General features: G+C 71.5%; 10 protein-coding genes. 7 read left to right on the top strand and 3 right to left on the bottom strand.

The features are described from left to right. Positions 1 to 38: 38 nt before the first annotated feature. A complete protein-coding gene (gene mqnE, locus Dsi01nite_RS29150; protein ID WP_203849490.1) occupies positions 39 to 1,208 on the bottom strand; it encodes an aminofutalosine synthase MqnE in 1,170 nt (389 codons plus the stop codon). 356 nt (positions 1,209 to 1,564) lie between these two features. Between mqnE and Dsi01nite_RS29145 the strand changes: the two genes are divergently transcribed. The 4 genes from Dsi01nite_RS29145 (at position 1,565) to Dsi01nite_RS29130 (ending at position 9,651) form a co-directional block, all read left to right on the top strand. Then, a complete protein-coding gene (locus Dsi01nite_RS29145; RefSeq protein ID WP_203849489.1) occupies positions 1,565 to 3,073 on the top strand; it encodes a C40 family peptidase in 1,509 nt (502 codons plus the stop codon). Between the two features lie 244 nt (positions 3,074 to 3,317). Further along, a complete protein-coding gene (locus tag Dsi01nite_RS29140) occupies positions 3,318 to 7,514 on the top strand; it encodes a hypothetical protein (RefSeq protein ID WP_203849488.1) in 4,197 nt (1,398 codons plus the stop codon). Positions 7,515 to 7,627: 113 nt separating this feature from the next. Then, the gene (locus Dsi01nite_RS29135; RefSeq protein WP_203849546.1) at positions 7,628 to 8,959 is read left to right on the top strand and encodes a DEAD/DEAH box helicase; all 1,332 of its coding nucleotides are present in this window, start codon (positions 7,628 to 7,630) and stop codon (positions 8,957 to 8,959) included. A gap of 86 nt (positions 8,960 to 9,045) precedes the next feature. Continuing rightward, on the top strand, positions 9,046 to 9,651 hold the full coding sequence (locus Dsi01nite_RS29130; protein ID WP_203849487.1) for a putative glycolipid-binding domain-containing protein: 606 nt from the start codon (positions 9,046 to 9,048) through the stop codon (positions 9,649 to 9,651). On the opposite strand, the gene Dsi01nite_RS29125 is transcribed toward Dsi01nite_RS29130, so the two are convergent. Next, complete coding sequence (locus Dsi01nite_RS29125) at positions 9,624 to 10,103, bottom strand: Lrp/AsnC family transcriptional regulator (RefSeq protein ID WP_203849486.1); 480 nt, start codon at positions 10,101 to 10,103, stop codon at positions 9,624 to 9,626. The two genes, Dsi01nite_RS29130 and Dsi01nite_RS29125, sit on opposite strands and share 28 nt — an antisense overlap. A 187-nt stretch (positions 10,104 to 10,290) precedes the next feature. Here Dsi01nite_RS29125 and Dsi01nite_RS29120 point away from each other — a divergent pair, with 187 nt between their 5' ends. Next, entirely contained in the window at positions 10,291 to 10,518 is a 228-nt protein-coding gene (locus tag Dsi01nite_RS29120; RefSeq protein ID WP_033363294.1) for a BldC family transcriptional regulator, read from the top strand. On the opposite strand, the gene Dsi01nite_RS29115 is transcribed toward Dsi01nite_RS29120, so the two are convergent. After that, positions 10,481 to 11,110 carry a UbiX family flavin prenyltransferase gene (locus Dsi01nite_RS29115; protein ID WP_203849485.1) on the bottom strand — a complete coding sequence of 210 codons (630 nt, stop codon included), beginning with the start codon at positions 11,108 to 11,110 and terminating at the stop codon, positions 10,481 to 10,483. The two genes, Dsi01nite_RS29120 and Dsi01nite_RS29115, sit on opposite strands and share 38 nt — an antisense overlap. A gap of 69 nt (positions 11,111 to 11,179) precedes the next feature. Between Dsi01nite_RS29115 and Dsi01nite_RS29110 the strand changes: the two genes are divergently transcribed. After that, on the top strand, positions 11,180 to 12,640 hold the full coding sequence (locus tag Dsi01nite_RS29110) for a menaquinone biosynthesis decarboxylase (protein ID WP_203849484.1): 1,461 nt from the start codon (positions 11,180 to 11,182) through the stop codon (positions 12,638 to 12,640). Beyond that, positions 12,637 to 13,539 carry a menaquinone biosynthesis prenyltransferase MqnP gene (gene mqnP, locus Dsi01nite_RS29105; protein WP_373318861.1) on the top strand — a complete coding sequence of 301 codons (903 nt, stop codon included), beginning with the start codon at positions 12,637 to 12,639 and terminating at the stop codon, positions 13,537 to 13,539. The genes Dsi01nite_RS29110 and mqnP overlap by 4 nt, the downstream gene beginning before the upstream one ends. The last annotated feature ends 388 nt before the right edge of the window (positions 13,540 to 13,927 follow it).

Genomic DNA, 13,927 nt, shown 5'->3' with positions numbered 1-13,927 from the left:
GCGGCGCGGCGGTCGGGCGCCTGGCGCCGCGATGAGGGTCAGGCCCAGACCTGCTGCGGCTCGGCGCGACGCTCGGCGAGGGGGGTGGGCTTGTCGTATTCCCTGACGACCTCGTAGCGGGTGTTGCGCTCGACGGGCTGGAAGCCGGCGTCCCAGATCAGGTGGAGCAGGTCCTCGCGGTGCATCGTGTTGGGCGTGCCGTAGCTGTCGGCGTCGTGAGTGATCTTGTACTCGACGACCGAGCCGTCGAGGTCGTCGACGCCGAAGTTGAGGGACAGCTGGGCGACGGACAGGCCGTGCATGACCCAGAAGCACTTGACGTGGGGCACGTTGTCGAACATCAGCCGGGACACGGCGAACGTCTTGAGCGACTCCGCGGGCGAGGCCATCTTCGTGCGCGCCTGCAGCTTGTTGCGGATCTTGCCGTCGGCGGAGTCGACGAAGTCGTGCTGGTAGCGCAGCGGGATGAAGACGGTGAAGCCGCCGGTCTCGTCCTGCAGCTCGCGCAGCCGCATGACGTGGTCGACGCGGTGGCGGGGCTCCTCGATGTGGCCGTAGAGCATCGTCGACGGGGTCCGCAGGCCCTTGCTGTGCGCGAGCCGGTGGATGCGCGACCAGTCCTCCCAGTGGCAGGCGTGGTCGACGATGTGCTGGCGGACCTCCCAGTCGAAGATCTCCGCGCCGCCGCCGGTGAGCGACTCCAGACCGGCGTCCATCAGCTCGTCGAAGATCTCGTCGGCGGGCAGGCCGCTGATCTTCTCGAACCACTGGATCTCCGTGGCCGTGAACGCCTTGAGCTTGACGTTGGGCAGGGCGCCCTTCAGCTCGCGGAGGACCTTCGGGTAGTACTTCCACGGCAGGGTCGGGTGCAGGCCGTTGACGATGTGCAGCTCGGTGAGCTGCTCGTCCTCCATCTCCTTGGCCTTGGCGACCGCCTCGTGGATGCGCATCGTGTATGCGTCCTTCTCGCCCGGCTTGCGCTGGAATGAGCAATATGCGCAGCTGGCGGAACAGACATTCGTGAGATTGAGGTGCCGGTTGACGTTGAACATCACCCGGTCGCCGTTGAGCTCGGTGCGCTTGTGGTGGGCCAGCCTGCCGAGCCAGACCAGGTCGTCGCTCTCGTACAGAGCTACGCCGTCTTCCCTGCTCAGCCGCTCGCCGGCAACGACCTTGGCCTCGAGTTCACGCTTCACACCTGCATCCACGTCGCCAGCGTACGTCGGGCCCGGCCCGGCCTCACCGGCCCCCGCGCGAGTGCGGTGTTCATCTCCCTGTTCACCTCTTTGCGAGCAGACTGACATTGATCAGCTCTCGACGTCGATTGCTTCCGTGAGGTAAACAAAAGTGGGCAGAAACACGGTCGGGCGGCAGACCGACTGATCGATCGATCGCGATCGACCATTGGCGGGGCTTACCGACTGGGGACGGTGGCATGGACGGACTGGTACTGAGGGCGGCGAGTTATCCCGGCGACAGCTGGGTCCCGCCTGCCGAAGCTGAGGCATCCGCGCAGGTCGCGGCGATGATCCCCCGGCAGCGGGGAAGGCACAGGCGTGGGCCGATGTTCGTCGCGGCCGTCGTCTGCACCTTGCTGTGCTCGTTGGTTCCCCGCCCGGCGTACGCCGACCCGGGTGGCGCGATCCCCGACACCGGCTCCCGGCCCATCGCGTCCGGCACACTGCTCATGCCCGGCCAGAGCGGCACCACCGCGCCCGCGTCCGTCGGCGGGAGCACCGCCACACTGCGTGGCCCGCTCGCGACGCAGCTCGCCTCGCTCGAGGTCACCGTCAGCACACTGGGGCAGAAACGCCTCCAGGCGCAGATCAACCTGGAGACGGCACAGGCCGCGGCGTCCGACGCCCAGGACAAGCTGCGCGCCGCCACCGCCCAGGTCGCGGAGCTGCGCGACCGGGCCGACACGGCCGCCGCGGAGGCATACAAGCGGGCGACCGGCCTGGGGCCGCTCGACGGGTATGCGCACGACCTGCACCAGTTCGGCCTGCTCGCGCCGGGCCTCGGTCAGCAGCCGGGCAGCCAGCAGGACGCCCGTGACCTGCTGCGCGCGGAGCAGGAGGAGGCGGCCGCCAAGCAGCAGTACGAGCTGGCCCAGTCGACCTATCTCAGCGCGCAGAGCGTGTTCACCCCGATCGACGCGGACTTCAAGGTCCAGGACGCCGCGTTCCAGAAGCTCAAGGCCGACAACGAGCAGGCGGTCCTGCAGATCGCCGCGCAGGAGGCGGCCGCCGAGCAGAGCCGCGGCACCGTCTCCAACGTGCCGGTCGACGGCATGGTCGCCAACCCGAAGGCCGTCCAGGCGCTGAACTTCGCCATGGGCAAGATCGGCAGCTGGTACGTGTGGGGCGACGAAGGCCCGAACACCTTCGACTGCTCAGGCCTGGCGTACTGGTCCTATGGGCAGGTCGGGGTCCGCGTGCCGCGGGTCGCCAACGACATGTACCACGGCACCCCCGCCATCCAGGCCACCAAGCTCCGCCTCGGCGACCAGCTGCTCCCCGGCGACCTGGTCTTCTTCGCCAGCGACTCCAGCGACTGGCGTTCGATCTACCACATGGGCATCTACCTGGGCGGCGGCCAGATGGTGCACGCGCCGACCACCGGCGAGAAGGTGAAGATCGGGCAGGTGAAGTGGTCGCGGTTCTTCGGCGCGACGCGGATCTTCCCGGCCGTGAAGGCACCGAACTCGACCGCCACCGCCACACCCACCGCGACGGCCACCGCGTCGGCGTCGTCCACCGCGTCGCCGTCGGCTTCGGCTTCGGCTTCGGCCAGCGCTTCCGCCTCGGCTTCCGCGTCGACGTCGACCTCCGCTCCGGCGGGTGGGTCGTCATCCTCGGCACCGGCGGGTGGGTCCTCGTCAGCACCGGCGGGTGGATCGTCATCGGCGCCGGCGGGAGAGTCGTCAGCACCGGCGTCGAAGCCCGCGGAAGAGGAGTCGAAGGCGCCGAGCAAGCCGGCGTCGGCCGCGGCAACGACGAAGCCGGCCGTCGAGCCCACGACCACCGGGGCGAGCACGGCCGCACAGACCACGGCGACACCGTCGGGCGACTGACGTCGGTTCACCGGACCGGCTCGCGGGGTAGCCCGCGGGCCGGTTCGTTCGTTCCCGGAGGATCTTCGCCCGGCGGTGATCCTGGACGTGATACCGGACGTGATCCTGCGCGGTGATCCAAAACCCGACGCAGTCCGGTCCAGCGTTCCGTGACTCGATGTGGCACCGTGGAGCCGTGACTGGCGGAGGGGGCACGCCGGGAACGCGGTGACGCCCAGGCAGGGCACAGTCATGGAGGGCAGCAATGGACGAGCGGGAGACACGGGACGGCGCACGCAACGAGGGGGTGCGACCCGACTCCCCATTCGGGTTCACGCCCGGCGTGCAGCCACAGGCGACCAGTCCGGAGCCCGACGCGCTCGACGGCGATCTGCCGCCGCTGCCGCCACCGCCACCGGTCGGCGCCGAGCTGCCTCCGGACACGCCGCAGGAGGTTGTCCCGGACCAGGCCTACGAGCTCCCGCCGACGCCCACCGACGGCGCCCTCTGGCCCGGCGGCGACCCGTTCGCGGACTCCGACGACGACGGCGAGGACGACCCGGAGGTCGCGGCGATGGTCGCGGCGTTCAACTCGACCGACACCGGAGCAGCTCCCAGCGGCGACTCGTCCGGTCTTGCCGAAGCTCCCTTCGGTGTGGACGCGGGCGTGAGCACCGCAACGCCTTCCGGGCTGGATTCCGGGGTGAGCGCCGCGGGTGGCGGTACCCCCGCCGCCACGAGCGGGCTGAGCGAGGCGCCCGATCAGCCGGCCCCCGGTCCTGACGGGCCGCGCCGCCGAGCCGAGCCCGAGGCGGACGTCATCGCGGCCGCACTGGCCAGCCCGACACCGGCGTACCAGCTGCCGAACTTCGACTCCGTCGCCGGGACCTACGGTCCTCCGCCCGGGGAGTCCACGCCGTACTCCGGCATCCACCCCGCCGAGCCGGTGTCCTCCGATGTGGCGGCGCCTCCGTTCGCGCCGATCCCGGTTGCGGGGTTCGGCGAGCAGGTCTCCTCAGCTCCGGTTTCGCCGCCGCCGGTCTCGTCGCCGCCTGCCGTGCCGCCGGTCTCGTCGCCTCCTGCTGTGCCGCCGGTCTCGCCGCCTCCGGTCGACGAGGCGCTGCCGCCGCTGCCGAGCCGGGCCCGGGCGCCCCGGCAGCTGCCGGAGTCGTCGTGGGACGCGTTCGCACGGCCGTGGAGCGCGCCGGAGACGCCCGCGGCGGACGTGGAGCCGGCGTCGGCCAGCTCGTCCTCCCCGCCGGCGTTCGCACCGCCCCCGGTCGAACCCGCCTCCTCGGCCCCGCCGGCGTTCGCGCCGCCCGCCGCCTCGCCGGCTTCGGAGCCGGCGGTGGTGCACCCGTTCGCGGTGCAGGGCCGGCCCGCTGGTGATGCCGCCGAGCCCGTCCTGGCGCCGATCGACCGGCGTGTCGTCGACGTGCCGGCCGAGCCCTTGATGGCCCCGGCCGCTTCGACGCCGCCGGTCGTGCTGCCGGTCGCCGGGGCGTTCGCCGCCGCCGTGGTCGCGGCCCGGGCGAGCGCTTCCGTGCCCGGCATCCACTCGGTGAGCGCCGAGGAGGCCGAGCAGGCCGCCCGCGCCACCACGACGCCGACCCCGACCGTGTACCGCACCTCCATGGCCCTGCCGCACTCGATGGCCACCGGCTCCGCCTCGGTCGGCCTCCCGGCCGCCGGTGCCGCGGACTCCGACGTCGAGCCCGCTCCGGCCGCACCTCTCGAGCCGGCGGTCGCACCCGTCGAGCCGGCGGTCGCACCCATCGAGCCGGCCGCTCCCGTCGAGCCGTTCCCGAGCCCTGAGCCCTCGCCGTTCCCGAGCCCGGAGCCGGTGCCGGCGCCCGAGCCGATGCCGTTCCCGCCGGCGCCGGAGCCTGAGCCGATCCCGACGCCGTACCCACCGGCGCCGGCACCACCCGCTCCCGTGCCGACCCCGGAGCCGCCGCCGTTCCCGCAGCCGCCCGTCCCGCAGCCACCTGTGCCGCAGCCGCCGGTGCCGCCGGCTCCGGCGCCGTTCCAGGCGCCGACGCCGTACACAACGCCGTCCTCGCAGCATCCGTGGGGCACCGGCGACTCCGGCCAGGCCGCGGCGGCCGCCGGTGGGCAGGGCGCCGCTCCCAGCTGGGCTCAGCCGGCCGCGCAGGGGTGGGCTCCGCCTCCCGCCGGCCCGCAGCAGCCGCCGGCCGGGGTGCCACAGCCCCCCGCCACGCCGCAGCAGTGGCCGTCGGTCGGTCAGCAGCCTGTGTCGACGCCGCCCGCGCAGGGATGGAACCAGCCGCCCGCGCCGCAGCAGTGGCCGGCTCCTGGCCAGCCGAACCCCACCCCTGGCGTGTACGGCACCCCAGCCCAACAGCCACCGGCGCAGTACGGCCAGCCGGCACAGGGCCAGCCGGGCCAGTACGGCCAGCCCGCACAGGGGCAGCCAGGGCAGTACGGCCAGCCCGCACAGGGGCAGCCAGGGCAGTACGGCCAACCCGCACAGGGGCAGCCGGGGCAGTACGGCACGCCCGGCCAGCCGGCGCAGGGGCAGTACGGCACCCCTGGGCAGCCCGGGGTGTACGGCGCTCCGGGGCAGCACGGCACGCCGGTTCAATACGGCACGCCGGGACAGCAGCCAGGGCAGTACGGCCCGGCCGGTCAGCAGCCGCCCGGCCAGCACGGCACGGCACCCGGTCAGCAGCCGCCCGGTCAGTACGGCACGCCACCCGCCGGCCAGTACGGCACGCCGCCCGGTCAGGCACCCGCCGGCCAGTACGGCACGCCGGCTGGGCAGCAGGCGCCGGGCACGTACGGGACGCCTGGGCCGCAGCCGGGGCAGTACTCCGCGCCGGGACAGCCGGGCTGGGCTCCTCCGCCGGGCCAGGGCGCACCGGGGCAGCAGGGTTGGGCGCCACCGCCCGGCCAGCCGGTGTCCACGCCGCCCGCTCAGCAGGGTTGGGCCGCGCCGCCGGCGCCCGCACAGCCCAGTTGGCAGCAGCCGCCCGCCGCCACGCCGGGCGAGCAGGGCTGGGCCAGCACGCCTGGTCAGGGCTGGGCCCCGCCGCCCGCCTCCGCGCCACCCGCGTCGTCTCCGCCGGTTTCGGGCGGCCCGGCGTTCGCACCGCCCGCGTCGGCACCGCCAGCGTCAGGTGGGCCGGCCTTTGCCCCGCCCGCGTCGGCGCCCCCCGTGTCGGGTGGGCCGGCGTTCGCCCCGCCCGCGTCGGCACCGCCGGTGTCGGGTGGTCCGGCGTTCGCACCTCCGGCCGCGGGCGGTCCGGCGTTCGCACCGCCGTCGTCGGCGCCGCCAGCCTCCGGGCCACCGGCGTTCGCACCTCCCGCCTCCGGGCCGCCCGCGTTCGCGCCGCCCGCCTCCGGGCCGCCGGCGTTCGCGCCGCCGCCTGCGGGGCCGCCTTCGTACACCGTGCCGGCCGCCACGCCGTCGGAGTCCACGCCACCGGTCTCCGGGCCGCCCGCGTTCGCACCTCCCGCCTCCGGGCCATCGGCGGTTGGGGGGCCGGGTGCGGGGGCACCGGCGTACACCATGCCGAATGCGACACCGTCGGAGTCGACGCCACCAGTCTCGGCCCCTCCGGCGTTTTCCATTCCGTCGGCGAGTCCGTCGGAGTCGATGCCGCCCGTCTCGCCGCCGCCTGCCTTCGCGCCACCGAGCTGGGCGCCGGCCGGGCAGGCCTCGGCTCCGCCCGCGTGGGCACAGCCTGCCGACAGCCAGGTGTCGGCGCCCGGCGCGCCGAGTTGGGCCCAGCCGTCGCCGGCCGGTGAGTCGGTGTCGGCACCGTTCGCGCCGAGCTGGGCGGCGGCGCCGGCCGCGGAGCCCGCGGCGGAGCCGGAGCAGCCGGCAGAGGGGCAGCAGCCGATGTACTCGGTGCCGACCGCGCAGTCCGACCTGCCGCCGGTGCAGCAGGCGGGGTGGGGTGCGCCGGCGTGGGGAGCCCCGGAGCCGCCGTCAGCGGGGCCGGCACGGGACGACCGGCCGGCCAGCGACAGGGCGCCCGGGACGGTGTATCCGTCGAGCGGGGCGCCCGCCAACCCGGCTCCTCCGGCGCATCAGCAGCCGCCCGCGATCCCTCCGCCCGGGGAGGATGAGGATGAGGTGGTCGACGACGCGGGTCCTTCGCCCGCGGCCGAAAGCTACGGAAATTGGGCACGGAACCAGCGCAGCTCTGCGGGCACAGTCTATGGCGGGCAACGCGTCACTCCGGTGGCGACGGTCTCGGCCGACGGCGGCAGCAGCCCTCTGGAGAACTCCGGCTCACTGACCGGGCACATCTTGAGTCAAGGCACGCAGGAAGCGGACGAGGACGACGAGGAAGAGCCGGCCAAGTCCAGCAATCTGAAAGTGATGATCATCATCGCGATCATCGTGGTGGTGCTTCTGGTGGGTGGCTACCTCGCCGTCACGTTCTCAAAGGCGTTCATCGAGGACATGTTCAGCGGCGTACCACAGAAATAGTGAACCGCGACACCTCGGCGCGGGGTCAGCGGGCGAGATCGGATAAGCTGAAGGGTCTCCAATCGGAAGGTCCCAGCTCCTTGCTGCTCGCTGACCCCAGTTCGTACCCCTCCATCTTCGAAGCTACCGACGAGTTCGAAGCCGCAGAGGAAATCCAAGGGCCCGGTTTCGCCGGGCTCGGCCTGCCCAACAAGTTGGTGCGTGCACTTGCCAACCAGGGCATCAATGACCCGTTCCCGATCCAGGCCGCCACGATCCCCGATGTGCTCGCGGGCCGTGACGTGCTGGGCCGGGGACGCACCGGCTCGGGCAAGACGCTCGCCTTCGGGCTGCCGATGCTTGCCCGGCTCGCGGCGAGCGGACGGTCCCGTCCGCATGCGCCCAAGGCCTTGATTCTCGTGCCGACGCGCGAGCTCGCCATGCAGGTCAACGACGCGTTGACCCCGCTGGCGAAGACGCTTGGCCTGTTCTGCAAGACCGCCGTCGGCGGTGTGCCGTATGACCGGCAGATCTGGTCCCTCGAGCGGGGGGTCGACGTGCTCGTCGCGACGCCCGGCCGCCTCGGTGACCTGATCAAGCGCGGCGTCTGCCGGCTCGACTCGGTGGAGATCACCGTGCTCGACGAGGCCGACCAGATGGCCGACATGGGCTTCCTCCCGGAGGTCACGGAGATCCTCGGACAGACGCCGGCCACCGGTCAGCGCCTGCTGTTCTCCGCGACCCTCGACAAGGACGTCGACTCGCTGGTCAAGCGGTTCCTGGTCGACCCGTCCACGCACTCGATCGAGCCGGCGACGGCCTCGGTGGAGTCCATGGACCATCACATGTTGCTGGTTCCGCCGAACGACAAGTTCGCCATCGCGGCGTCGATCGCTGCCCGTAAGGGCCGCACGATCCTCTTCGTGAAGACGCAGCTGGCCGTCGACGAACTGGTCGACCAGTTCGCTGCCGTCGGCGTGCGGGCCGGTGCCCTCCACGGCGGCAAGACGCAGCGGGTGCGCACGCGCACCCTCGCGGAGTTCAAAGAGGGCACGTGCGACGTGCTGGTGGCGACCGATGTCGCCGCTCGCGGTATCCACATCGACGACGTTTCGCTGGTCGTGCACGTCGATCTCCCGAGAGACCAGAAGGACTACCTGCACCGCGCCGGTCGGACCGCGCGGGCCGGGGCAACGGGCACGGTCGTGACGTTGGTGCTGCCACGGCAGCGTCGGCGGGCGACGGCACTGCTCGCGAAGGCCGGGGTCACCCCGACCGAGCTCCGGGTGCGGGCCGGCGACCCGGCGTTGGCCGAGGTCACTGGCGCTCGGCAGCCCAGCGGCGTGCCGGTGCGGATCCAGCGCAGCGCGCCTTCGCATGGCGGCTCGTCGCACGGCGGCTCGGCGCATCACGGCCGGCCCGGTCGGCGGCCGCAGCACGAACATGATCGTCGTCCACGGCGTTAGGTGACGACAGGGCGGTCCGCAGAATGGTGCGGACCGCCTTTTTGTCGGCCCCGGTTTTTGTCGTACCCGTGGGCTAACTTCGATGCATGACGGTGCTTCCACGGGCGTTCGCCTGGCAGCGGACTGACACGACCGGCGGTGAGTTCGTCACCCTCGACGACCGCCGGGGGCTGTATGCCAAGGGCACGGCGTTCGCCGCCGACAATGCGCTGTATTCCTGCCGGTATGACCTGCACACCGACGACGGCTGGGCCAGCACGCGGCTCGAGGTGACGGCCGAGGGCGCGGGCTGGCGGCGGACGCTGCGGATGGAGCGGGCCGCGGGCCGCTGGCGGGTCACCACCGGCGAGCAGGGCGACCTCGAGCGGGTGCTGCCGACGGCACCGTTCTCCGGCATCGAGGATCCCGACCGCTTACACCAGGTGCTCGACGTCGACCTGTATAACTCCCCGCTGACCAACACGCTGCCGGTGCGCCGGCTGGGCCTGCACCGCGCGGAGCCCGGCACGGTCTCGACGATCGAGGCGGCCTGGGTGTTGCTGCCGAGCCTGGCCGTGATCCCCGTCCAGCAGGTATACGAGGTGCTGCCCGACCGACGGGTCCGCTATTCCTCGGAGGGTTTCACGGCGGTGCTGCAGCTCGACGCGGAGGGCTATGTCGTGGATTATCCGGGGCTGGCGGCGCTCGCCTGACGTTCCATCGAGGCGGACTGTGAGCGGCCTTCCCACTTGGTGGAAAGGGCGATGGCGGTGCGCGTGCGGGCGACGCCTTTGACCCGGTTGAGTTCGATGATGAGCCGTTCGAGGTCGCTGATGGTCTTCACCCGCGCCTTGCACAGAAACGATTCCTCACCCGCCATGAAGTAGCACGACTCGATCTCTCGATGCTCGCGCAGGGCTTCGAGGATGCCGTCGGTGTCGCCGCTGCTGTCGTGCACGATGCCGATGACCGCGGTCAGCGGCAGCCCCACGGCCTCCGGGTGGATCTCGGCCCGGTAGCCCTGGATGACGCCGGAGGACTCCAGTTTGCCGACCCGTTCGTGCACGGCCGGCGCGGACAGGCCGACCTGCCGGGCCAGCTCCGCATATGGAAGGCGGGCGTTGTCTCGAAGAAGGTCGATGAGTTGTCGATCGATCGCGTCCATCGCGTCCAGCCTAATGGTCGGGGTTTTAGCACGGCTAATTGCCCAACACGTGCGATTTCCTCGTTTCCCGGACACGGCACGCTAGCGGTGCTGTAATGGGCGTACATCCCAGGATGACTCGTGCTTTCAGCTTGCCGCATGGGGGTGCGCGGGCCCGATCGAGCCACCCATGGGTTAAGGAGGGGCCGTGGAGACGGGAGATCGTCTGCTGACGCCCGGCGAGGTCGCTGCCTTGTTTCGTGTGGATCCTAAAACGGTGACACGCTGGGCGGCGGCCGGCCGGATCAGCAGCATCCGAACCCCGGGAGGACACCGGCGGTTCCGGGAATCCGAGGTGCGGGCGCTGCTCGAAGGAGACGACGCGCTCGACGACACCTCTAACGGGAATGGCCGAGTTCACCCGACCAACGAGTGAACAAGGTATGAGACACGCCGGCAGCGTCGAGGACTTTGCCGGCGATGAAGTCGACGAGTTGGGCGGCCGTGGCCGCCGCTCCGGCCGAGTAGAAGCCGGGGCTGGCGGGGAGGACCACGGCGCCGGCGTCGTGCAGGGCGATGAGGTGCTCCAGGTGACTGCGGGTCACCGGGGTCTCCCGTGGGACGACGACCACCGGTCGGCGCTCCTTGAGGTTGACCTCGGCGGCGCGCTGCAGCAGGTCCTTGGACAGGCCGATCGCGATGCCGGCACAGGCAGCGGTGCTCGCCGGCACGACGAGCATGCCCTTGACCTGATACGAGCCACTGCTCGGACCGGCGGCGAGATCCCCGGCGGGCCAGTAGGTGACGTCGTGTATGGGGCTTCCCAGCCAGGTCGCCAGGTCGTCCTTCCAGTGCGCGTCGCGGAAGGGTGCGCCGGTCTCGTCGAGGATCGTGAGCCGGGCGGCGCGTGACACGACCAGGTCGACCGCCTCGCCGGCGTCGAACAGGGCCCGGATCACCGCGGCCGCATACGGCGTGCCGGACGCCCCGGACACCCCGACGACCCACGGCCTGCGCTGATCAACCACGCCGTCAACTCTGCCACAACTGACCAGCCCGCTCGGGAACTGTCATACCGGGTTGGCAGGATGGTGTCCATGGCACGCGGCTTTCCATACGCAGACCTCAACGAGTTCCTCGCCGCCCTGCAGCGGGCGGGTGAGCTGCATCGCGTGTCCGCGCCTGTGGACCCGCACCTGGAGATCAGCGAGATCGTCACCAGGACGGTCCGGGCCGGCGGCCCGGCGCTGGTGTTCGACCGCCCGACCCGCGGGGACATGCCGGTCGCGATCAACCTGTTCGGCACCGAGAAGCGCATGGCGATGGCGCTCGGCGTCGCCCACCTCGACGAGGTCGGCGAGCGCATCGGGGCGCTGGTCAAGCCGGAGCTCCCGGTCGGCTGGGCCGGCATCCGCGACGGCATCGGCAAGCTGCTCCAGCTCAAGGCGGTGCCCCCGAAGCACGTGAAGACCGCGCCGTGCCAGGAGGTCGTCTACAAGGGCGACCAGGTGGACCTCAACCGGCTGCCCGGCCTGCAGATCTGGCCGGACGACGGCGGGATCTACCACAACTTCGGCCTGACCCACACCAAGCACCCCGAGACCGGCAAGCGCAACCTCGGGCTCTACCGCCTGCAGCAGCACTCCCACAACACGCTCGGCATGCACTGGCAGATCCACAAGGACTCGACCGCGCACCACGCCGTGGCCGAGCGGCTCGGGCAGCGCCTGCCGGTCGCGATCGCCATCGGCGCCGACCCGGTCGTCTCGTATTCGGCGAGCGCCCCGCTCCCCTCCGACATCGACGAATACCTGTTCGCCGGGTTCCTGCGCGGTGAGCGGGTCGAGATGGTCGACTGCCTCACGGTGCCGCTGCAGGTGCCGGCCAACGCGCAGATCGTCCTCGAGGGCTATCTGGAGCCCGGCGAGCGCCTGCCCGAGGGGCCGTTCGGCGACCACACCGGCTTCTACACGCCGGTCGAGGACTTCCCGGTGCTGCACGTGGAGTGCATGACCACCCGCAAGCAGCCGATCTACCACTCGATCATCACGTCGAAGCCGCCCCAGGAGGACCTCGGCCTCGGCAAGGCGACCGAGCGGATCTTCCTGCCGCTGCTGAAGATCATGATCCCGGACATCGTCGACTACGACCTGCCGGCGGCCGGCGTCTTCCACAACTGCGTGATCGTGTCGATCCGCAAGCGCTACCCGAAGCACGCGCAGAAGGTGATGAGCGCCATCTGGGGCGCCCACCTGCTGTCGCTGTCGAAGCTCATCGTGATCGTCGACGACGACTGCGACGTGCACGACTACGCCGAGGTCGCCTTCCGCGCCTTCGGCAACGTCGACTACAAGCACGACCTGCTGCTCACCGAAGGCCCCGTCGACCACCTCGACCACGCGTCCTATCAGCAGTTCTGGGGCGGCAAGGCGGGCCTGGACGCGACGCGTAAGGGTCCCACGGAGGGCTACCATCGCGGCTGGCCGGAAGAGATGGTCATGTCCCCCGACGTCGTGGCGCGGGTCGACAAACGCTGGAGAGAGTATGGGTTCAAGTGACGCTCGTTGAGGCACCCCGGAGCCGGGTCAAGGCATTCCTGCGGCTCGTCGCGATCGAGCACTCGGTGTTCGCGCTGCCGTTCGCCTACCTGTCGGCGCTGACCGCGATGACCGTGCACGGCGGCCGCGTCAACTGGACCGACCTGTTGTTGGTGACGGTCGCGATGGTCGGTGCCCGCACCTTTGCCATGGCCGCCAACCGGATCATCGACCGCCACATCGACGCCCGCAACCCGCGCACCTCCCAGCGCGAGCTCGTCACCGGCGCCGTCAGCGTCCGCACCGCGTGGACCGGCGCCGCGGTCGCGCTGGTCGTGTTCCTCGGCGCCGCCGCCCTGCTCAACTGGCTCTGCCTGTTGCTCGCCCCGCTCGCCGTGGTCCCGCTGGTGCTCTACCCGTATGGCAAGCGCTTCACCAACTGGCCGCACGCCCTGCTCGGCGTCGCTCAGATGGTCGGCCCGGTCGGCGCCTGGCTCGCCGTCACGGGCGACCTGCGCGGCTCTGGCGCGGCCTGGGTCCTCGGCGCCGCCGTCGGCCTGTGGATCGGCGGCTTCGACCTCATCTACGCCTGCCAGGACGCCACCGTCGACCGCGAGATCGGCGTCCACTCCGTCCCGTCCCGCTACGGCATCCCGTTCGCCCTGCGCCTGTCGACCGCCGCCCACGTGGTGACCTTCGGCCTGTTCGTCTGGTTCGGCCAGCTCGTCGACCTCGGCTGGCTGTGGTGGATCGGCCTCGCCGTCACGGTGGCCGCTTTCATCTACGAGCACGCCATCGTCCGGCCTGACGACCTGTCCCGCGTGAACCGCGCGTTCTTCACGGCGAACGGGTTCGTGGGGATCGCCTTGTTCGTGTTCGCCCTGCTCGACCTGACCATCCTGGGCGGCCTGCGCCCCTGACCCGACCGATCCGACAGCCGCCTCGTCCCGCGCTCGGACACGCCGGCGCGGTCCGAGCTGCCGGACTCGTCATGGTCGACCGGTGGTGGCGGCTGTAGGTGTCGCCTGGGTTCGCGGCGGGCATGCATCGCGCTGAGTCCGCCGGGGTGCACGGCCTGCTGGTCCACCGCTCGGCATCCGATGTGCCTGATCGAGGGAGCCGTCTGGTCGCCTGTGCGACCGGTGCCGTCCTTTGATCAAGCGCGCAAGATCGTTCGATGGTGTGGCGCTACCGGGCTCCTGCTCAAACCCGTCGCGGCGCGGCGAAGCGGCTGGCGGCCTGCTGGATGCGTTGCGGTCCGCGGGGGTTTTGCTGGTTGTCCAGACCTTCAAATATTCAGCTCCAGGC

It is taken from the genome of Dactylosporangium siamense, assembly GCF_016862795.1.
GTDB lineage: Bacteria > Actinomycetota > Actinomycetes > Mycobacteriales > Micromonosporaceae > Dactylosporangium > Dactylosporangium siamense.
Note: the sequence above shows the minus strand (reverse complement) of the source record. Positions and strands in the feature narration are given on the sequence as shown.

Excerpts from the sequence above, each read along its gene's own strand:
- Dsi01nite_RS29110 (WP_203849484.1), top strand. The coding sequence starts at position 11,180 with ATGGCACGCGGCTTTCCATACGCAGACCTCAACGAGTTCCTCGCCGCC.
- Dsi01nite_RS29130 (WP_203849487.1), top strand. The coding sequence starts at position 9,046 with ATGACGGTGCTTCCACGGGCGTTCGCCTGGCAGCGGACTGACACGACC.
- Dsi01nite_RS29140 (WP_203849488.1), top strand. The coding sequence starts at position 3,318 with ATGGACGAGCGGGAGACACGGGACGGCGCACGCAACGAGGGGGTGCGA.
- Dsi01nite_RS29125 (WP_203849486.1), bottom strand. The coding sequence starts at position 10,103 with ATGGACGCGATCGATCGACAACTCATCGACCTTCTTCGAGACAACGCC.
- Dsi01nite_RS29145 (WP_203849489.1), top strand. The coding sequence starts at position 1,565 with ATGTTCGTCGCGGCCGTCGTCTGCACCTTGCTGTGCTCGTTGGTTCCC.